We start from the raw sequence: 18,506 nt of genomic DNA, 5'->3' as shown, positions 1-18,506 counted from the left end.
GACGCTCCTGGCGCCGTGGCGCTCAGGGGAGTGCGGCGATCGCCTCGATCTCGACGAGCGCGCCGGGCTTCGCGGGGGCCACCGCGAGCACCGTCACGGCCGTGCGATGATCGCCCCAGACCGCGCCGGTGGCGGCGTAGGCCGCGCCGGGATCGACGTTCGGATCGAGGTGGATCGTGAGCTTGGCCACGTATTCGGGGCCGCTGCCGGCCTCTGCGAGCACAGCGAGCACGTTTCGCAGGGCCTGCTCGGTCTGCGCCCGCAGCCCGTCGAGCAGAGCGCCGGTCTCGTCGATCCCGTTCTGCCCGCCGACGTAGAGCGTCGGCCCGGCGGCGACGATCATGCCCTGCGCGAAGGCGGGGCTGCGCGGCAACTGCGGAGGGTCGACCGGGGTCGGTTGCGGGGTCATGGTGGTGTCCCTTCGTTCAGGTCCAACCGAGTGTCCCGCCGACCGCCGACACTCCGTTCGTCAACCTTCGGGGGCGGTCGGCTCCCACGGCCCGTCGATGGCCGTCGCTTCCGTGTCTCCGGGCCAGCGCGGCATCGAGATGCAGAGGAACTCGAGCGGCTCGACACCGGTGCACCGGTACTGGAACGCGGTCCCGACGGGGATGTCGATGGAGACGCCTCGCTCCAGGACGGTCGTCTGCTCACCAGTGCCGTCTCGTCGCCAGATCTGCCCCTCGCCCGAGAGCACGTGCCAGAACTCGCTCACGGTGGCGTGCACGGTCGCCCGATTGACCTGCCCCGGCGGGACGGTGGAGTGGATCATGTTGCCGGTCTCGCCGTCGATCAGGTGCCGGATCTCGGCCCCGGCCGGCGAGCGACCGTCCGGAGCGGAAGGAAACGAGCGGGTCTGCATGGAGCGCCTCCGTGTGCTTCCAATCAGTATCCCCGCGTGCTCGCCTCGCTCGCCACGGTCGCGCCGCCTTCCGGCCCGGCCGGAACCCGTCGATGATGGGGTGCACCGGGCATGAGGCAGTGGCCGGGATCGGAGGAACCGAGATGGCCGCACCCGCCCGCCCGCCGTTCGACGCCGAGCTCGCGCCGGCGCTCGAGGGCCTGCCCGCGTTCTTCACCACGGTGGAACCCGCCACGATCGCCGACTTCCGGGCGGCGACCGGGCATCCGCCGGCGATGGCGGACCTGATCGCGGGCCGCCCGGTCGAGGTGACCGACCACGCCGTCGCGGGGTTCGAGGGCGGCGAGATCGTCGTGTCGGTCCTGCGGCGCAGCGACCACGCGGATGCCGCGGCGCCGGGCGTCTTCCTGATCCACGGCGGCGGCATGATCGGCGGCAACCGCTGGTCGATCGCCCCGATGCTCGTCGAGTGGGTGCTCGAGCACGACGCCGTCGCGGCCACGGTGGAGTACCGCCTCGCTCCGGACTTCCCCGACCCGGTACCGGTCGAGGACTGCGCCGCGGCGTTCGAGTGGTTCGTGGCGCATGCCGGCGAGCTGCACTTCGACCCGCACCGCGTGCTGCTCGGCGGCCAGAGCGCCGGCGGCGGGCTCGCCGCGGGCACCACGTTGCTCGCGCGCGACCGCGGCGGCTCGATGCCGGCCGCGCTGCTGCTCATGTGGCCGATGCTCGACGACCGCAACGACACCCGCTCGGCGCGCCAGATCGACGGCGTGGGCATCTGGGACCGCACGAGCAACGACACCGGCTGGACCGCGCTGCTCGGCGACCGGCGCGGCACCGCCGACGTGTCGATCTTCGCGGCGCCCGGGCGCGCCAGCGCCGACGACCTCTCGGGCCTGCCGCCCGCGTACCTCGAGGCGGGCAGCGCCGAGGTGTTCCGCGACGAGACGGTCGCCTTCGCGAGCCGGATCTGGGCGGCGGGCGGCAGCGCCGAGCTGCACGTCTGGGCGGGCGGATTCCACGGGTTCCAGGGCATCGTGCCGTCCGCCGCCGTGTCGCAACGGGCCGTGCAGACCCGGGAGGCGTGGGTCCGTCGCGTGCTGGCGGGCTGACGGGCTGACGGGCGGGCGCCCTCGCCGTCGTCGACCTCGTGCTCGCCGGGGCGGGCGACGAGCCCGTGCTCGCCGGCCTGCCCGAGCGCGTGGAGGCCATGCGGCGCGGCGCGCTGCTCACCCTCGTCGACCACGGCGGCGACCCAGTCGAGGTGCCCGTCGAGGGCGTCGACGCGATCTCGGGTCAGCGGGTGGAGCGGGTGCGGCTCGACACGTTCGGCTGGGCGATGGTGTGCCGGTCATGAGGATCGGCGGTGCGCGGGGCTACGATGCACGCGAGAGCGGAGGAGGCGAGATGCGGGCGGTGATCCTCAGCGGCTCCGGGCGCTATGCCGACCCGTGGCACCACTTCGACGAGACGAGTGCCGCGCTCGCGGGCATCGTCACGGGCGCGGGCTATCGCGTCGAGGTGAGCGACGACCTGCTCGGCGGACTCGCCCGGCTCGACGGCTTCGACCTGCTCGTCGTGAACGCGGGGAACCCCGAGGTGGGCCGGCCCGAGGGCGTCGACGACCCCGGCCCCGCCCGCGAGGCCGACGTGGCCGCGGCGACCGCCGGCTTCGACGCCGCGCTCGCGCGCGGCATCGGCGTGCTCGCGGTCCACTCCGCAGCGGCCACCCTGCCCGAGGTGCCGGCGTTCGGCCGAGCGATCGGCGCCCGGTGGATCGAGGGCGCGTCGTGGCATCCGCCCATCGGCAGCGCGCTCGTGCACCTCGTCGGCGCGCACCCCATCGGCGAGGGCCTCAGCGACTTCACGGTCTTCGACGAGCGCTACTCGGGGCTGCGGCTGCTCGACGTCATCGAGCCCATCGCCGAGCACGAGGAGGGCGGCATCCGCCACCCGCTGATCTGGGCGCGCGAGCTCGGCCACTCCCGGCTCGTCTACGACGCGCTCGGCCACGACGCGCGGTCGTACGACTCCGCGGCGCACCGCGCCCTGCTCGACCGCGCGCTCGTGTGGCTCTCGCGGGTTCCGGCGCCCACCTTCGACGCGTCGTGAGCGGCGGGGTGGGTCCGGGCGGCGGCCCGGAGATGAACACGGGCGCGGCCGCGAGCTCGGCCGGCGGTCCGGTCGCGGTCCCGCGCCGGGTGGTGATCGCGCCCGACTCCTTCAAGGGCACGGCGAGCGCAGCGGATGCCGCGGCCGCCCTCGCACGCGGCTGGCGCACCGTGCATCCGGGCGACGAACTCCTGCTGCGACCGATGGCCGACGGCGGCGAGGGCACGCTCGACGCGTTCGCCGCCGCCGTGCCGGGCTCCGAGCGCGTGCCCGTCACGGTGCACGGACCCGACGGCCGGCCGGCGGACGCCGCGTGGCTCCGCCTGCCCGACGGGACGGCCGTGGTCGAGCTCGCCCTCACGAGCGGCATCACGATGCTCGACCCGCTGCGGCCCCTCGATGCGCACACGCTCGGCTTCGGCGAGGCGATCGCGGCGGCCCTCGACGGCGGGGCGACCCGCCTCCTGCTCGCCCTCGGCGGCAGCGCGTCGACCGACGGCGGGGTCGGGGCGCTCGCGGCGCTCGGCGGGTCGTTCCTCGACGCCGCGAACCGGCCCGTCAAGCTCGGCAACCGCGGGCTCGGCACGGTCGCGAGAGTCGATCTCTCAGGGCTGCGTCCCCTGCCCGCCGGCGGCGCCCTCGTCCTCAGCGACGTCACGAACCCGCTGCTCGGCGAGCTCGGCGCCGCTGCGGTGTTCGGGCCGCAGAAGGGGGCGGATGCCGCGACGGTCGAGGTGCTCGACGCGAACCTCGCCCGGCTCGTCCGGCTCGTTCCCGGCGGTCACTCGCTCGCGCGGGCGCCGGGCGCCGGAGCGGCGGGCGGCACGGGCTTCGGACTGCTCGCCTGGGGCGCCCGCATGGCCGGCGGCTCTGCGGCCGTCGCGGACGCCATCGGACTCGACGCGGCGCTCGACGACGCCGACCTCGTGATCACGGGGGAGGGGCGGTTCGACGGGCAGTCCGCCGCGGGCAAGGTGCCGTCGGAGGTGCTCGCACGCGCCGCGAAGACGGGCGCGCGACCGTTGCTCGTCGCGGGGGTCATCGCGGCGGATGCCGCAGCCGCGGGCTTCGTGGCATCCGTCTCGCTCGCCGGGCTCGCCGGGGGCAGCGACGCGGCCATGGCCCAGACGCGGCACTGGCTCGAGGCCGCCGGCGCCGAGCTCGCCCGCGCGACCGGCTGACGGTCCCCCTCGGCCCGCCGCGTGCCGACGGGCGCGCCCGCAACTCCGGAGCGGCGCGCCGAAGCTCGGCGTGTCGCGCCCCGCCGGTGCGGCGTGTCGCGCGGCGCCTCCGGAATTGCGCTCACGCACCGTCGGCCACCTGTGCGACAGGCGACCGACCGGCGCGCGAGCGCGGGCGGCGCGGGCTCAGACCTTGTGCGGCCCCGGGTGCGGCTTGGCGTCGGCGCCGCGGATGAACTTGCCGTGCCGCTCCGACGCGTCGTGCTCGTCGGGGTGCTCCTCGGTGGAGGTGTAGTCGCCGACGGTGGACTCGTCGTCGGGTTCGCCCTCTTCGCGCGTGTACACGCCCGCCACGGTGCGTTCGTGGGGCGCTTCTCCGTCGACTTCCGTGTAGCTGCCCTCGAGGCGATCCTGCTCTGCGGGCTCGTTCGGTTCGGACATCTTCGCTCCCTCACTCCAGCGTTGCGGGGCGCCGTCATCCAGGCGACGTCTCACCTTGCATGCTACGCGCCGCGGCCGGATGCGCCACCGGGGTTGCCTGGGCGCCCGCGGCGTGTCACACCGCGGCGCGCTCGGCGTACTGCCGTCGGATCACCGCACGCGTGTCGACGGGCAGCGGATCGCCCGACGCCACCGGCCACGCGGGCCGCTCGCCCGTGAGCACCCAGGCGGCCTGGCGAGCCGCGCCGTCGGCGACGTACTCGCCGGGCGCGGGCACCGTGACCGGCAGGTCGAACACCTGCGCCGCCACCGCCTGCACGGCGGGGTTCTGGGCGGCGCCGCCGATGAGCAGCAGCCGGCGTGCCTGGACGCCCTGGACGCGCACGGCGTCGAGTCCGTCCGCCAGCCCGCAGAGCAGCCCCTCCACGGCGGCGCGCGCGATCGACGGGCGCGTCGTGTTCGCGAGCGTGAGGCCCGTGAACGACGCGGTCGCGTCGGGCAGGTTCGGCGTGCGCTCGCCCTCGAAGTACGGCACGAGCACGGCGCCGGATGCCCCGGGCTCCGCCTGCAGGGCGAGGCGCCCGAGCTCGGCGTGGTCGACGCCGAGCAGGCCCGCGGTCGCGTCGAGCACGCGCGCCGCGTTGAGCGTGGCGATGAGCGGCAGGAACCGGCCCGTGGCATCCGCGAAGCCCGCGACCGTGCCCGAGACGTCGGCGACGGGGGAGTCCGTGACGGCGAACACCGTGCCGCTCGTGCCGATCGAGACGACGACGTCGCCGGATGCCGCGTCGAGCCCGAGTGCCGCGGCGGCGTTGTCGCCCGCGCCGGGGCCCACGAGGATGCCGTCGGGCGTGCGGCCCGCGGCATCCGCCGGACCGAGCACGCGCGGCAGGATCGCGTCGTGCCCGAGCGCGCGCACGAGCAGCTCGCGGTCGTAGCCGGCCGCGCCCCAGTACGCCGTGCCGCTCGCGTCGGACCGGTCGGTGGTGAGCTCGTCGAGCACGGGCCCGAGCGGCGACTCCCCGACCGGCCCGTAGCCGCGCAGGCGCCAGGTGAGCCAGTCGTGGGGGAGGGCGACCGCCGCGACGCGCGCCGCGTTGTCGGGCTCGGCGTCGCGCAGCCACCGCAGCTTCGTCGCCGTGAACGACGCGACGGGCACGACACCCGTCCGGCGCGCGTACTCGTCGGCGCCGACCTCGCCGATCAGCTCGCGCGCCGCCTGCGCCGAACGGGTGTCGTTCCAGAGCAGGGCATCGCGGATGACGCGGCCCTCGGCGTCGAGCACGACCATGCCGTGCTGCTGCCCGCCGATCGAGATCGCCGCGACGCCGTCGAGCCCACCGGCATCCGCCAACGCCGTGAGCAGGGCGCCCCACCACGCGGCGGGGTCGACCTCGGTGCCGGCGGGATGCGGAGCACGACCGGAGCGCACGAGCGCTCCGGTCGCGGCGTCCCGGATGACGACCTTGCAGGACTGCGTCGACGAGTCGACGCCGGCGACGAGCGGCATTGCTTCCTCCCGGTGCGGGTGAGTGGACGTGGCGTGCGGACCCTGGGGCGCCGCTCAGGAACCCTGTGCCGCCCGCCGGCGTGTCGGATGCCGACACGCCGATCGAGGCGTCGCCGTTCCTGAAACGGCGAGACGGACGGTCAGCCGCGAGCGCCCATGAGGTGCTCGGTGGCCAGCTGCTGCAGGCGCACGAAGCCGAAGCCCTTGCCGCCGAGGTAGGCGCTCGTGTCGAAGTCCTCGTAGGCCGAGCGGTCGGCGAGCAGGTCGTCGTAGGACTCGCCCGCGCCGAGCGTGGGCTGGGCGAGCTCGAAGACCTTGGCGGCCTCGAGCGCCGCCTGCACCTCGGGGTCGGCGCGGAAGGCCGCGGCGCGCTCCTTCAGCAGCAGGTAGGTGCGCATGTTCGCGGCGGCCGAGTCCCAGACGCCGGTCTCGTCCTCGGTGCGGCTCGGCTTGTAGTCGAAGTGGCGGGGGCCCGTGTAGGCCTGGCCGCCGTCGGGGCCGCCGTTCTCGAGCAGGTCGACGAGCGCGAACGCGTTGTGCAGGTCGCCGTGGCCGAACACGAGGTCCTGGTCGTACTTGATGCCGCGCTGGCCGTTGAGGTCGATGTGGAAGAGCTTGTCGTGGTACAGCGCCTGTGCGATGCCCGCGGCGAAGTTGAGGCCCGCCATCTGCTCGTGGCCGACCTCGGGGTTGAGGCCCACGAGCTCGGGGCGCTCGAGCGAGTCGATGAACGCGAGCGCGTGGCCCACCGTCGGCAGCAGGATGTCGCCGCGCGGCTCGTTGGGCTTGGGCTCGATCGCGAAGCGGAGGTCGTAGCCCTTGTCGGTCACGTAGTCGCCGAGCAGGTTGACGGCCTCGCGGTAGCGCTCGAGCGCCTGGCGGACGTCCTTCGCGGCGTCGTACTCGGCGCCCTCGCGGCCGCCCCACATCACGAACGTCTTCGCGCCGAGCTCAGCGGCGAGGTCGAGGTTGCGCAGCACCTTGCGCAGGGCGAAGCGGCGCACCTGGCGGTCGTTCGAGGTGAAGCCGCCGTCCTTGAAGACCGGGGCGCTGAAGAGGTTGGTGGTGACCATCGGGATGATCACGCCGGTGTCGGCGAGCACCTGCTTCAGACGGTCGATCTGCTTCTGGCGCTCGGCGTCGGTCGAGCCGAACGCGAAGAGGTCGTCGTCGTGGAACGTGAGGCCGTAGGCGCCGAGCTCGGAGAGCTTCTCGACGACGTGCACGACGTCGAGGGCGTTGCGCGTCGGGCCGCCGAAGGGATCGGTGCCGTTGTAGCCGATCGTCCAGAGGCCGAAGGAGAACTTGTCGTCGCGAGTGGGTGTGGGAGCCATGGGCGGGCCTTTCGGGCATCGACGTTGATTTGTTGGCATATACAACATAAGCCGTGGCGGGCTCGCCGCGCAAGTCGTCGCGCACGCCGGAGAGCCATTTGTTCTCAAATTCCACAAAACACTTGCGCACGCCGAATCGATGTGCGTACAGTGCCCGACGTAGCAATCGAAGCGCTTAGACGATCCCCCGTCGAGGCGTGCAGCACCCAGACGAGGGAGTCCGACATGGCGAAGATCGACGAGGTGGCCAAGGCCGCCGGCGTCTCGATCAGCACCGTGTCGTATGCGCTCAGCGGCAAGCGCACGATCTCGGCCGAGACCCGCCGCCGCATCGAGCAGGCCGTGCGCGAGCTCGACTACCGGCCCAACGCGGGCGCCCGCATGCTCGCCGGCCGGCGCACCAACATCTTCGCGCTGACCGAGCCGTTCCGCGCCGACACCCATGCGCCCGCCCACATGTCGTTCGTGCTCGCCACCTCGATCGCGGCCCGCCGGTACGACTACGACGTGCTGCTGCTCACCGACGAGGAGGCGACGGCGGGCATGCGCCGCGTCGCATCCAGCGGGCTGGCCGACGCGGTGCTCGTGCTCGACGTCGCCCCCGACGACGAGCGGGTGGGCCTCGCCCGACGGCTCGACATCCCCTCGGTGTTCATCGGGGTGCCGAACGATCATGAGGGCCTCGTCTGCGTCGACCTCGACTTCGAGGCGGCTGCGGCGCTCGCCGTCGACCACCTCGCCGCAGCCGGCCACCGCTCGATCGGCCTCGTCGGACACCCGCCGGGCGCGTACCTCCGGTCCAACTTCCCGCCGCGCGTCCGCGCCGGATTCGAGCGGCGTGCCGCCGAGCTCGGGCTCGACTCCTCCGTCGAGCGCCCCGAGGCGGGCGGGACGCGCGGTGCCGCCGTGCGCGCCGCCGTCGAGGCCCTGCTCGAGCGCGGGGTCACCGGCCTCGTGCTGCACTGCGACGACGCGACCCACCTCGCGGTGCTCGACGCGCTCGCCGCCCGAGGGCTCTCGGTGCCCGGCGACGTCGCCGTCGTCTCGGTCGGCGCGACCTTCGACACCACCTCGTTCCAGCCGCCCCTCGACGTCATCCCGCTCATTCCCCAGGCCTCGTGCGATCTCGCCGTCGACCTGGCGATGCAGTCGATGACCCCTGCGCCGCCCGCGCCGGGCGTGCGCCTCATCGCCCCCGAGTACCACGAGCACGGCTCCGTGGGCGAGGCGGCCGACGGCTCCGTGGCGGCGCATCCGCCCGACTGAGACCTCGCCGGCTCTCCGCCCCCATCGAGCCGGCGTTCCTCGCGGCTCGTCGTCGAAGCGCTTCGACTATATCGACGCCCGGCCGCATCCACCCACCATCCCCACCCAGCACCACCCCACCAAGGAGAACGCAATGAAGCACACCAGACTCGTGGGCGCCGCGGCGGCGATCGCCGCCGCGGCACTCGTCCTCACCGGATGCTCCGGCTCCGGCGACTCGGGAGACGACAACGTCCTCCGCCTCTGGCACTACGAGGGCGCCGACAGCGCCATGGGCATCGCCTGGGACCAGGCCATCACGACCTTCGAGAAGGAGACCGGAGCCACGGTCGAGTTCGAGGAGAAGAGCTTCGAGCAGATCCGCTCGACGGCGAGCCAGGTGCTGAACTCCGACGAGGCGCCCGACATCCTCGAGTACAACAAGGGCAACGCCACCGCGGGCCTCCTCTCGAGCCAGGGGCTGCTCACGAACCTCGACGACGTCGTCGCCGAGCACGGCTGGGACGACCGGCTGAGCCCGAGCCTGCAGACGACCGCGCGGTACGACGAGCGGGGCATCATGGGCTCCGGCAGCTGGTACGGCGTGCCGAACTACGGCGAGTTCGTCGAGGTCTACTACAACAAGGACGCGTTCGACGCCGCCGGCCTCGAGATCCCCACCACGATCGACGAGTTCGAGTCGGTGCTGCAGGCCTTCACGGCCCAGGGCGTCACCCCGCTCGCCGAGTCGGCGGCGGAGTACCCGCTCGGCCAGCTCTGGTACCAGCTCGCACTGAGCAAGGCCGACCGCTCCTTCGTCGACGACTACCAGCTCTACACGGGCGACGTCGACTGGCAGGGCCCCGAGATCTCGTACGCCACGGAGACCATCAAGGACTGGACCGACAAGGGCTACATCTCGACCGACGCGAGCGGCATCAAGGCCGAGGACGCGGGCGTCGAGTTCATCAACGGCGACTACCCGATCTTCTTCTCCGGCAGCTGGTGGCACAACCGGTTCGCCACCGAGATCGACGGCTTCGAGTGGGGCACCTTCCTGTTCCCCGGCGCCGAGATGTCCCCGGGCTCCGCGGGCAACATGTGGGTCGTTCCCGAGAACGCGAAGAACAAGGAGCTCGCCTACGAGTTCATCGACATCACGATGCGTCCCGAGATCCAGGCCCTCATCGGCAACAACGGCGGCGTGCCCGTGGCGGCCGACCCCGCCGACATCACCGACGAGAAGAGCGCCGAGCTCATCGCGAACTTCAACGCGCTCACCGAGCGCGACGGCATCGCGTTCTACCCCGACTGGCCCACGCCCACCTTCTACGACCAGCTGAACGCCGGCCTGCAGGAGCTCGTCAACGGCACCAAGTCGCCCGCCGAGGTGCAGCAGCAGCTCGGCGAGCAGTACCAGGCGGGCGTCGACGACATCGTCGGCTGACCCGAGCGGATGCCGCGGGCCGGAGTGTGCGCCGCGCCCGTGGCATCCGTCCTCCGATCGGAAGGACCCATCATGACCATCGCCCCCGACACCCGGGCGGTCACCACCGCGGAGGCGCCGCGCGCCGCGCGCCGCGCCCCGTCGAGCCTCATCCCCGGCTCGAGCCGCAACGCCTACTGGCTCTACCTCGTTCCGGGCCTCGCGCTGCTCACCGTGATCATCGTCATCCCGCTGGTCTGGAACGTCTACCTGACGTTCACGGACTACCGCGGCATCCGCCCGCCGGAGTGGATCGGGCTCGAGAACTGGACGAAGCTGCTCGGCGACGAGGTGTTCTGGACGTCGTTCGGCAACTCGATCGCGATGATCGTCGCGATGGTGCTGGTGCCCACGCTGCTCGGGCTCGTGCTCGCGGCGATGCTCTTCGACCTCATCGGCAAGAAGTTCGGCGGGCGGCTCGCGAGCTTCCTGCGCGCCACGTACTACCTGCCGCAGATCCTCCCCGCGGTCATCGCCGCGATCGTCATCGGCTGGATCCTGCGGCCGCAGAACGGCGCCCTGAACCAGGTGCTCGAGACGATCGGGCTCGGCGAGCTGCAGCACAACTGGCTGGGCGACCCCGCCACCGCACTGCCGAGCATCATGGTGATCATGGTCTGGGTGCAGCTCGGCTACCCGATCGTGATCTTCATGGCCGCGCTGCAGCGCGTCGACCCCGAGCTGTACGAGGCCGCCGAGCTCGACGGGGCGAACTGGTTCCAGCGGTTCCAGGCGATCACGGTGGGCATCATCCGCCCCGAGATCTTCGTCGTGACCCTCACCTGCACGATCGCCGCGCTCAAGGTGTTCGGGCCGGTCTACGCGCTGACCCGCGGCGGCCCCGGCACCTCGACGATGGTGCCCGCCTACTACGCGTACAGCGAGTTCTTCCAGTCGCAGCAGGTCGGCTACGGCGCCACCATCGCGACGGCGCTCACGATCGTCATCGCCGCGGTCAGCGTCGTGTTCATCCTCGCGCAGAACCGCGCAGAGAAGAAGGAGGAGGGCCGATGAGCGCCGTGCTCGACGAGACCACCGCGACCCTCGAGGCATCCGTGCTCGAACCGCCGAAGGACCGGGAGGGCCGTCAGCGGGGCCGGCGCGGCCGCAGCCGCGGCGGCGGGCCCACGCGCCGCACCACGGGCGACTGGGTCGTGCTCCTCGTGGCGATCGTGCTCGGCTTCCTCATCGCCGTGCCGTTCCTCATGATCCTCATCAACTCGTTCAAGTCGCCCGCCGACTACAGCACCTCGGGTCCGCTGACCCTGCCGACCTCGCTGTACTTCGACGGCATCGTCGCCTTCTGGGAACGCGTCGACTTCCCTCAGAAGCTGGGCAACAGCATCTTCATCTCGGGGCTCGTCGCCGTGTTCGCGGTGGCGCTCTCGATGTTCAACGCGTTCGCGCTCGGCATCGGCCGCGTGAAGGGCCGGTTGTGGATCGTCGTCATCATCCTGCTCGCCAACATGCTGCCGCAGGAGGTGCTGCTCTACCCGCTCTACTTCATGTTCAAGGAGGTGGGGCTCTACGACAGCCAGTGGGCGGTCATCATCATCTTCACGGTCATCCAGTCGGCGTTCGGCACCTACCTGCTCGCGTCGGTGTACGGCACCTTCCCCAAGGAGCTGCTCGAGGCGGCGTCGCTCGACGGCGCGAGCCGCTGGCAGATCCTGTGGCGGGTCGTCTACCCGATCTCCCGGCCCACCCTGTCGGTGCTGCTCATCTTCTTCTTCATCTGGACGTGGAACGAGTTCCTGATCCCGCTCACGTTCCTGGTGTCGAACGACACGCAGACCGTGCCGGTGGCGATCACCGTGCTGCAGGGCGACCGGCTCATGGACGTCACGACCACGAGCGCGTCGGCGCTGCTCGGCCTCATCCCCACGCTCGTGTTCTTCCTCATCTTCCAACGCACCCTCACCCGGGGCATCACCGCAGGAGCAGTCAAGTAGTCATGAAGTTCACCGATGGGTTCTGGCACACGCGTCCGGGGGTCGAGGCGCTCTACGCGCAGGAGGCCCGCGACCTCGCGATCGAGGGCGACGAGCTCGTGGCGTGGGCGCCGACGCGCGTCATCGCGGGCCGCGGCGACACGCTCAACCGGCCGATGCTCACGGTCTCGCTCGCGAGCCCCGCCGAGGGCGTCATCCGGGTGCGCGTCGAGCACCACCGCGGCGCCCCGCGAGACCCGGGGTTCGGCATCGAAGCGGATGCCACGCACGCGCCGGTGCTCGCGATCGACGACGCCGAGGGCGTGCTCGACGCCGGCTCGCTGCGAGCTCGCATCCGCCGCGGCGCCCCGTGGGAGCTGACGTTCGAGCGCGGGAGCGACGACGGCGCCGCCTACACGTCGAGCGGCCGGAAGTCGGTCGGGTACGTGCGTCTCGCCCCCGGGGCACCGGTCGCGGCCGAGCCCGCGGGCATCGCGGGCATCACGACGACGGGCCTCGCGCCGTCGCCCACGTACGTGCACACCCAGCTGGCGCTCGGCGTGGGCGAACTCGTCTACGGCCTCGGCGAGCGGTTCGGGCCGCTCGTGAAGAACGGCCAGACGATCGACATCTGGAACGCCGACGGCGGCACCTCGAGCGAGCAGTCGTACAAGAACGTGCCGTTCTACCTCACGAACCGCGGCTACGGCGTGCTCGTGAACCACGCCGGGCACGTCTCGTTCGAGGTGGGCTCCGAGGCGGTCGAGCAGGTGCAGTTCTCGGTCGCGGGCGAGTCGCTCGAGTACTTCGTGATCGCCGGTCCCACGCCGGCGGAGGTACTCGATCGCTACACGCGCCTGACGGGGCGCCCGGCGCTCGTGCCCGAGTGGTCGTACGGCCTGTGGCTCTCGACGAGCTTCACGACCGACTACGACGAGGCCACCGTCAACGCGTTCATCGACGGCATGGCCGAGCGCGACATCCCGCTCGGCGTCTTCCACTTCGACTGCTTCTGGATGCGCGAGTTCCACTGGACCGACTTCGAGTGGGACCCGGCCGTCTTCCCCGACCCCGAGGGCATGCTCGCCCGCCTGCACGATCGCGGGCTGCGGGTGAGCGCGTGGCTCAACCCGTACATCGCGCAGCGTTCGAAGCTCTTCCGCGAGGGCGTCGAGGGCGGCTATCTCGTGCGGCGCCCCGACGGCACGGTGTGGCAGTGGGACCTGTGGCAGGCCGGCATGGCGCTCGTCGACTTCACCAACCCGGATGCCACGCGCTGGTTCCAGGGGCACCTGCGGCGTCTGCTCGCGCAGGGCGTGGATGCGATCAAGACGGACTTCGGCGAGCGGGTCCCGGTGGGGCTCGCCTGGCACGACGGCAGCGACCCCGAGGCGATGCACCACCGCTACACCGAGCTCTACAACCGTGCCGTCTTCGACGTGCTCGAGGAGGTGCGCGGACCGGGGGAGGCGGTGCTCTTCGCCCGCTCCGCGACGGCCGGCGGCCAGAGCATGCCCGTGCACTGGGGTGGCGACAACTCGTCGTCGTTCACGTCGATGGCCGAGAGCCTGCGCGGCGGGCTGTCGCTCGCGATGAGCGGCTTCGGCTACTGGAGCCACGACATCGGCGGTTTCGAGGGCGACCCCGACCCCTCGGTGTTCAAGCGCTGGCTCGCGTTCGGGCTGCTCTCGAGCCACTCCCGGCTGCACGGCTCGACGAGCTACCGCGTGCCGTGGGCGTTCGACGACGGCACCGAGGCGCCGGGGCAGTCGGCGGTCGAGGTGACCCGCGCCTTCGCGAAGCTGAAGCGCTCGCTGACCCCGTACCTCGTGGCGGCCGGCGAGGAGGCGCACCGCACCGGACGGCCGATCATGCGGCCGATGCAGCTCGAGTTCCCCGGCGACCCGGCGGTCGCGCATCTCGATCGGCAGTACCTGCTCGGGCCGAGCCTGCTCGTGGCGCCGGTGTTCAGCGCCGCCGGAGACGTGGAGTACTACCTGCCCCACGGCCGTTGGACGAACTGGTTCACGCGCGAGGTCGTCGAGGGCGGGGGCTGGCGCCGCGAGGTGCACGGGTTCGACACGCTGCCGCTCTGGGTGCGCGAGGGGGCCGTCATCCCGCTCGCGGGCGATGACGGCCAGCCGACCGAGTTCCGCGCCTGACGCGACGATCGCAACTTTCGCCGCTAGGCTTCGAAACATGCAGACGGATGCCGCAGCCGAACGCGTGACCCTCGCCGCCGTCGCGGAGGAGGCCGGCGTCTCCCTGTCGACCATCTCGAAGGTGCTCAACGGCCGGGCGGATGTCGCGGCGGCGACGCGCACGAAGGTCGAGGCGCTGCTCGCCGAACGCGGCTACGTGCGGCGCATCGGCCGCGCGGAGGCGAAGGCCGACCTCATCGAGCTCGTCTTCCACGAGCTCGACGAGATCTGGTCGATGGAGCTCATCGAGGGCGTGGAGACCGTCGCGAAGGAGCATGGCCTGAGCGTCGTGCTCACGGTGAGCGGCAGCCGGCACGCGCCCGACCCCGACTGGATCGAGGGCGTCATGCGCCGCCGCCCCGTCGGCGTCGTGCTGGTCTTCTCCGAGCTCGCGCCCGAGTACCGCGAGCGGCTGCGCTCCCGCGCGATCCCGTTCGTCATCGTCGACCCCGCGGGCGACCCGTCGCCCGACGTGCCGTCGGTCGGCTCGGCGAACTGGTCGGGCGGGCTCGCGGCGACGCGGCACCTCATCGAGCTCGGCCACCGCCGCATCGCCGCGATCACCGGACCCGACGACATGATGTGCTCGCTCGCCCGCCTCGACGGCTTCCGCTCGGCGATGAACTCGGCGGGCTTCCCCGTCGACCCCGCCTGGATCCGGTTCGGCGACTTCCACGTCGACGGCGGGCGCGATCGCGCCCGCGACATCCTGGCCCTCGAGAACCGGCCCACGGCGATCTTCGCGGGAAGCGACCTGCAGGCCCTCGGCGTGCTCGACGCGGCTCGAGAGGCGGGCCTGCGCGTGCCCGAGGACCTCTCGATCGTCGGCTACGACGACATCCCCCTCGCCCGCTGGGTCAGCCCGCGCCTCACCACGGTGCACCAGCCGCTGCGCCGGATGGGCGAGGAGGCGGCCCGCCTCGCGATCCGCCTCGCCGACGAGGAGACGACCATGACGCCCCGCATGGACCTCGCGACGAGCCTCGTCGTGCGCGACAGCACGGCGCCGCCGCCCGCGGTGTAGCGCTCGCCGCTCGTGCCGCGATGCTCGCCTCGGGGGGCGCGAGCCGCGACCTGACGCACCTGCTCCTCGAAGCGAGTTGACGGCAGCCGACCCCGGATCGCGGACTCGACCGCGTGCCGATGCCGCCCTCGCGCCGACGCATCACGGTGTGCGGTCGTTCGACGAGGGCGGCAACCGGCCAGTGAGCCCGCGCGCTGACAACGGACGGACGTGAGCAGGTTCTCTGCGCAGACCGCGTCCGAGCTGGTCCCGGTCGGCCCGTGTGCGCGGCGGCGGTCTTCACGCCGTGGGACTTCGAACGGAGGCCTACTGTCGAACGCCTTGCCGCAGGTCGGTCGTCGCGGAACCGGCGGGGACGGCGGGGGTTCGAGGCCATGACCAGGCGGAGCGCAGGATGAAGACCAGGAGCAGGACCTCGATTCCGATGGAGATGCCGTAGAAGGCGGCCCACTCCCAGGTCGCCCCTGCCGCGTTGAAGATCGAGTAGGGGATGAGGAGCGAGGCGACGACGAGGTTCGTGGTGCGGTTCACCCGGGCGGGCAGCGAGATGGAGAGCACCACCATCAGGGCCGGGATCGACACGGACACCAGGAAGATCGTCAACAGCGTCGAGCTGATGTCGAATCTCCAGATGAGGCCGTTCAGGATGCCGTCGACGACGCCCGGCTTGTAGAAATTCAGGATGTCGACGTAGATGTAGAGGAACATGAAGCTGGTCCAGGCTGCCGCGAGCTTGGCCTGCACGGAGACGGGCGGGTTGTCGACCGGGGTCGGGGTCGTGGTTCGGACGGTCATCGGTTCTTCCTTCGATAGGAGTGATTCCTCCGCCGGACTGGCGGCAGGTCTGGGCGTGCGTGTGCACCGGTCGGGTCGTTCTCGTCGGTCCGGTCGTCAGAGGGTGATCACGACCTTCCCCGGGGTGTGGCCCGCCCCGACGTAGCGGAGGGCGTCGGCTGCGTGGTCGAGTGGGTGGGTGCGGTCGATGACGGGCCGGAGCGTTCCAGCATCGTCGCCGCCCCGGCCGGACTCGTCCCCCGTACCAGGCGTGCACCGTTCGCTCGCTGTCCGATTCCCATTGGATCCTCCTCACGTCCGAGCTGCGATTCGTTGGCTCGTACACCGTACGTCGTACGCTGTACTATGCACGTACGCTGTACGATTGTCAAGCGGTTCGAGCGATCGAGGGGGGACCTGTGTCTGCGAAGGAAGAACGCCAGGTCGCGTCGGACGCGGGGCTGAGCAAGCAGCGGGTGGTGGTCGAGGCCGTCCGGCTCGCCGACCGCGAGGGGGTCGACGGGCTGAGCATGCGCCGGCTCGCCGGCGCGCTCGGCGCGGGCGCGATGTCGCTCTACCACTACGTGGCGAGCAAGGACGAGCTGCTGGACGCCATGATCGACATCGTGTTCGAGGAGATCGAACTCCCGCCCGAAGAGACCGACTGGCAGTCGGCGATGCGACGGGTGGCGACATCCACCCGACAGGTGCTCGCACGCCACCCGTGGGCGATCGGCCTGATGGAGTCGCGGACAACGCCGGGCCCCGCGAACCTCCGTCACCGCGAAGCCTTCACCGCCTGCCTGCGAAAGGCCGGCTTCTCGGCTCTCACGGCGACGCACGCCAACTGGTTGCTCAACAGCTACGTCTACGGGTATGCCCTGCAGGCAGCCAGCCTGCCGTTCGACACCGCCGACGAGCTCGCGGAGATGACCGAGGACGTCTACCTGCCCCAGCTTCCTCCTGACGCGTTCCCCTACCTCAACGAGTCCGCCGCGGCGCTCGTCGCTGCCGGTTACGACCCGGCGGAGGAGTTCACCTTCGGCCTCGACCTCGTCCTCGCCGCCCTCGAGCCCCTGAGGGCCTCGAGCGCATCGTCGAGCTGAGGGATCGGCTTGTGCGCAGCCGTCTCACCTTCACCCGATCGCGTGACGCCCCGCGAGCGGGAGGCTGCGAACGCACGATCGACTGGTGACCCGAAGAATCGAGTACAGACAGGCCGCAACCGCTGCAGCTCGGCGGAATGGTCGGTGATCGTCAGGTCTGCTCGTCAGTGAACCCGCTTCGATCACCGAGCGGGTGAGTGCGCTTCGCTCCACACATCGACCTCCGAGTGGAGGCGGGCCTTCCCTTCAGCATCGAGGAAGGAAGCGTCGATGGAATTGCGCGCAAGGCGGGCGAGCTCATCGTTCGTGACGCCGCAGCGGTCGACGATCGCGTCGATGTTGTCGTCGATGTAGCCGCCGAAGTAGGCCGGGTCGTCCGAGTGCACCGAGACGTTGAGTCCGTGGGCGAGCATCCGTCGGATGGGATGCTGTTCGAGATCGTCGACGACGCGAAGCCGGACATTCGAGAGCGGGCACACGGTGAGCGGTATCTGCTCTGCGACGAGCCGCGCGACGAGGTGTGCGTCCTCGAGGCTCCGGTTGCCATGGTCGATGCGTTCGACCTGGAGCAGGTCGAGGGAGTCGGCGACGTACTGCGGCGGGCCTTCCTCCCCTGCGTGCGCGACGACGTGCAGCCCGTTCGCGCGGGCGAGGTCGTAGAGTCCGACGAACAGCGATGGCGGAAAGCCGACCTCGGCCGAGTCGAGACCGATCCCGTCGAATCGTGCTCCGCTCGCGAGCAGCCGGGTCAGCACGTCGACCGCTTCGTCCGGTGAGCGGTCTCGCAGGAACGAGATGATCAGCTTGGTGGTGATGCCGTAGTCGTCCTCGCTGGTGTCGAGCGCGGCCCTGACACCGTCGACGACGACCTCGATGGGGATGCCGCGCCGGGTGTGCGCCTGGATGTCGGTGGACGCCTCGGCGTGGCGAACGCCGGCCGCCGCAGCGCGACGGAGGTAGCTGCGGGTCATCTGCTCGAAGTCGTCGCGGGTGTGGAGGACCTCGAGGTTGACGTACAGCAGGTCGAGGAACGACTGCAGGTCGGTGAAGCGGTACTTCGATCTCAGTTCCTCCAGCGACCTCCATGGCAGCACGACGCCGTTCCGTGCGGCGGCATCCATGATGAACTCGGGCTCGAGGGTGCCCTCGAGGTGGAGGTGCAGCTCTGCGACCGGCAGTCTCATCGTGCACTCCCTTCCGTGCGCACCTGGCGGAAGCCGAGCAGCTGCGCGGCGAGCGGCTGCAGCGACAGGCCGACTCACGGTATCGCGGTGAGCGCCGGGCCGGAAGATCGTT

The 18,506-nt window shown here is 71.5% G+C and carries 18 protein-coding genes and 1 pseudogene; 11 read left to right on the top strand and 8 right to left on the bottom strand.

Annotated features, from left to right (window positions below):
* Positions 1 to 22: 22 nt before the first annotated feature.
* Both EDM22_RS08765 and EDM22_RS08760 read right to left on the bottom strand, forming a co-directional pair.
* Positions 23 to 409: a RidA family protein gene (locus tag EDM22_RS08765; RefSeq protein ID WP_122936685.1), complete on the bottom strand. Its 387-nt coding sequence runs from the start codon at positions 407 to 409 to the stop codon at positions 23 to 25.
* Between the two features lie 60 nt (positions 410 to 469).
* The gene (locus EDM22_RS08760; protein ID WP_122936684.1) at positions 470 to 862 is read right to left on the bottom strand and encodes a cupin domain-containing protein; all 393 of its coding nucleotides are present in this window, start codon (positions 860 to 862) and stop codon (positions 470 to 472) included.
* 143 nt (positions 863 to 1,005) lie between these two features.
* Here EDM22_RS08760 and EDM22_RS08755 point away from each other — a divergent pair, with 143 nt between their 5' ends.
* From EDM22_RS08755 to EDM22_RS08740, 4 genes are read left to right on the top strand one after another with little or no spacing between them, the layout of a single operon-like run.
* The gene (locus EDM22_RS08755) at positions 1,006 to 1,977 is read left to right on the top strand and encodes an alpha/beta hydrolase (protein ID WP_122936683.1); all 972 of its coding nucleotides are present in this window, start codon (positions 1,006 to 1,008) and stop codon (positions 1,975 to 1,977) included.
* 38 nt (positions 1,978 to 2,015) lie between these two features.
* Positions 2,016 to 2,222: a hypothetical protein gene (locus EDM22_RS08750; protein WP_122936682.1), complete on the top strand. Its 207-nt coding sequence runs from the start codon at positions 2,016 to 2,018 to the stop codon at positions 2,220 to 2,222.
* Between the two features lie 50 nt (positions 2,223 to 2,272).
* Positions 2,273 to 2,977 (top strand): ThuA domain-containing protein, encoded by a 705-nt coding sequence (locus tag EDM22_RS08745; RefSeq protein WP_122936681.1) that lies wholly within the window; start codon positions 2,273 to 2,275, stop codon positions 2,975 to 2,977.
* A 32-nt stretch (positions 2,978 to 3,009) separates the two neighbouring features.
* Positions 3,010 to 4,158, top strand: coding sequence for a glycerate kinase (locus EDM22_RS08740; protein ID WP_122936705.1), 1,149 nt, complete (start codon positions 3,010 to 3,012; stop codon positions 4,156 to 4,158).
* 186 nt (positions 4,159 to 4,344) lie between these two features.
* On the opposite strand, the gene EDM22_RS08735 is transcribed toward EDM22_RS08740, so the two are convergent.
* The 3 genes from EDM22_RS08735 to xylA form a co-directional block, all read right to left on the bottom strand.
* Entirely contained in the window at positions 4,345 to 4,599 is a 255-nt protein-coding gene (locus tag EDM22_RS08735) for a hypothetical protein (protein WP_122936680.1), read from the bottom strand.
* A 115-nt stretch (positions 4,600 to 4,714) separates the two neighbouring features.
* Positions 4,715 to 6,109: a xylulokinase gene (gene xylB / locus EDM22_RS08730; protein ID WP_122936679.1), complete on the bottom strand. Its 1,395-nt coding sequence runs from the start codon at positions 6,107 to 6,109 to the stop codon at positions 4,715 to 4,717.
* 140 nt (positions 6,110 to 6,249) lie between these two features.
* A complete protein-coding gene (xylA, locus tag EDM22_RS08725; RefSeq protein WP_122936678.1) occupies positions 6,250 to 7,443 on the bottom strand; it encodes a xylose isomerase in 1,194 nt (397 codons plus the stop codon).
* Positions 7,444 to 7,668: 225 nt separating this feature from the next.
* On the opposite strand from xylA, the gene EDM22_RS08720 reads away from it, so the two are divergent.
* The 6 genes from EDM22_RS08720 (at position 7,669) to EDM22_RS08695 (ending at position 15,330) form a co-directional block, all read left to right on the top strand.
* The gene (locus tag EDM22_RS08720) at positions 7,669 to 8,709 is read left to right on the top strand and encodes a LacI family DNA-binding transcriptional regulator (RefSeq protein ID WP_122936677.1); all 1,041 of its coding nucleotides are present in this window, start codon (positions 7,669 to 7,671) and stop codon (positions 8,707 to 8,709) included.
* A 133-nt stretch (positions 8,710 to 8,842) separates the two neighbouring features.
* The gene (locus EDM22_RS08715) at positions 8,843 to 10,135 is read left to right on the top strand and encodes an ABC transporter substrate-binding protein (RefSeq protein WP_122936676.1); all 1,293 of its coding nucleotides are present in this window, start codon (positions 8,843 to 8,845) and stop codon (positions 10,133 to 10,135) included.
* A 72-nt stretch (positions 10,136 to 10,207) separates the two neighbouring features.
* Entirely contained in the window at positions 10,208 to 11,188 is a 981-nt protein-coding gene (locus tag EDM22_RS08710) for a carbohydrate ABC transporter permease (protein WP_122936675.1), read from the top strand.
* Entirely contained in the window at positions 11,185 to 12,126 is a 942-nt protein-coding gene (locus EDM22_RS08705; RefSeq protein ID WP_122936674.1) for a carbohydrate ABC transporter permease, read from the top strand. Before EDM22_RS08710 ends, EDM22_RS08705 begins: the two co-directional genes overlap by 4 nt.
* Before the next feature lie 2 nt (positions 12,127 to 12,128).
* The gene (yicI, locus tag EDM22_RS08700; RefSeq protein WP_122936673.1) at positions 12,129 to 14,267 is read left to right on the top strand and encodes an alpha-xylosidase; all 2,139 of its coding nucleotides are present in this window, start codon (positions 12,129 to 12,131) and stop codon (positions 14,265 to 14,267) included.
* Positions 14,236 to 15,330 carry a LacI family DNA-binding transcriptional regulator gene (locus EDM22_RS08695; RefSeq protein ID WP_122936672.1) on the top strand — a complete coding sequence of 365 codons (1,095 nt, stop codon included), beginning with the start codon at positions 14,236 to 14,238 and terminating at the stop codon, positions 15,328 to 15,330. The genes yicI and EDM22_RS08695 overlap by 32 nt, the downstream gene beginning before the upstream one ends.
* A 306-nt stretch (positions 15,331 to 15,636) precedes the next feature.
* Here EDM22_RS08695 and EDM22_RS08690 read toward each other — a convergent pair whose 3' ends face one another.
* Positions 15,637 to 16,125 (bottom strand): DUF6326 family protein, encoded by a 489-nt coding sequence (locus tag EDM22_RS08690; protein WP_122936671.1) that lies wholly within the window; start codon positions 16,123 to 16,125, stop codon positions 15,637 to 15,639.
* A gap of 96 nt (positions 16,126 to 16,221) precedes the next feature.
* A pseudogene (locus EDM22_RS08685) lies at positions 16,222 to 16,326 on the bottom strand (zinc-binding dehydrogenase); the annotation flags it as partial.
* Between the two features lie 197 nt (positions 16,327 to 16,523).
* Between EDM22_RS08685 and EDM22_RS08680 the strand changes: the two are divergent.
* Positions 16,524 to 17,210, top strand: coding sequence for a TetR/AcrR family transcriptional regulator (locus tag EDM22_RS08680; protein WP_122936670.1), 687 nt, complete (start codon positions 16,524 to 16,526; stop codon positions 17,208 to 17,210).
* A 182-nt stretch (positions 17,211 to 17,392) separates the two neighbouring features.
* On the opposite strand, the gene EDM22_RS08675 is transcribed toward EDM22_RS08680, so the two are convergent.
* Positions 17,393 to 18,394, bottom strand: a complete 1,002-nt coding sequence (locus EDM22_RS08675) for an adenosine deaminase (protein ID WP_122936669.1) — start codon at positions 18,392 to 18,394, stop codon at positions 17,393 to 17,395.
* Between the last annotated feature and the right edge of the window lie 112 nt (positions 18,395 to 18,506).

Source organism: Agromyces tardus (genome assembly GCF_003710805.1).
Classification (GTDB): Bacteria; Actinomycetota; Actinomycetes; order Actinomycetales; family Microbacteriaceae; genus Agromyces; species Agromyces tardus.
Note: the sequence above shows the minus strand (reverse complement) of the source record. Positions and strands in the feature narration are given on the sequence as shown.

Coding starts and splice junctions, on each gene's coding strand:
- yicI (WP_122936673.1), top strand. CDS start 12,129: ATGAAGTTCACCGATGGGTTCTGGCACACGCGTCCGGGGGTCGAGGCG.
- EDM22_RS08745 (WP_122936681.1), top strand. CDS start 2,273: ATGCGGGCGGTGATCCTCAGCGGCTCCGGGCGCTATGCCGACCCGTGG.
- EDM22_RS08720 (WP_122936677.1), top strand. CDS start 7,669: ATGGCGAAGATCGACGAGGTGGCCAAGGCCGCCGGCGTCTCGATCAGC.
- EDM22_RS08695 (WP_122936672.1), top strand. CDS start 14,236: ATGACGGCCAGCCGACCGAGTTCCGCGCCTGACGCGACGATCGCAACT.
- EDM22_RS08760 (WP_122936684.1), bottom strand. CDS start 862: ATGCAGACCCGCTCGTTTCCTTCCGCTCCGGACGGTCGCTCGCCGGCC.
- EDM22_RS08715 (WP_122936676.1), top strand. CDS start 8,843: ATGAAGCACACCAGACTCGTGGGCGCCGCGGCGGCGATCGCCGCCGCG.
- EDM22_RS08765 (WP_122936685.1), bottom strand. CDS start 409: ATGACCCCGCAACCGACCCCGGTCGACCCTCCGCAGTTGCCGCGCAGC.
- xylB (WP_122936679.1), bottom strand. CDS start 6,109: ATGCCGCTCGTCGCCGGCGTCGACTCGTCGACGCAGTCCTGCAAGGTC.
- EDM22_RS08675 (WP_122936669.1), bottom strand. CDS start 18,394: ATGAGACTGCCGGTCGCAGAGCTGCACCTCCACCTCGAGGGCACCCTC.
- EDM22_RS08755 (WP_122936683.1), top strand. CDS start 1,006: ATGGCCGCACCCGCCCGCCCGCCGTTCGACGCCGAGCTCGCGCCGGCG.
- EDM22_RS08740 (WP_122936705.1), top strand. CDS start 3,010: ATGAACACGGGCGCGGCCGCGAGCTCGGCCGGCGGTCCGGTCGCGGTC.
- EDM22_RS08705 (WP_122936674.1), top strand. CDS start 11,185: ATGAGCGCCGTGCTCGACGAGACCACCGCGACCCTCGAGGCATCCGTG.
- EDM22_RS08690 (WP_122936671.1), bottom strand. CDS start 16,125: ATGACCGTCCGAACCACGACCCCGACCCCGGTCGACAACCCGCCCGTC.
- EDM22_RS08735 (WP_122936680.1), bottom strand. CDS start 4,599: ATGTCCGAACCGAACGAGCCCGCAGAGCAGGATCGCCTCGAGGGCAGC.
- EDM22_RS08710 (WP_122936675.1), top strand. CDS start 10,208: ATGACCATCGCCCCCGACACCCGGGCGGTCACCACCGCGGAGGCGCCG.
- xylA (WP_122936678.1), bottom strand. CDS start 7,443: ATGGCTCCCACACCCACTCGCGACGACAAGTTCTCCTTCGGCCTCTGG.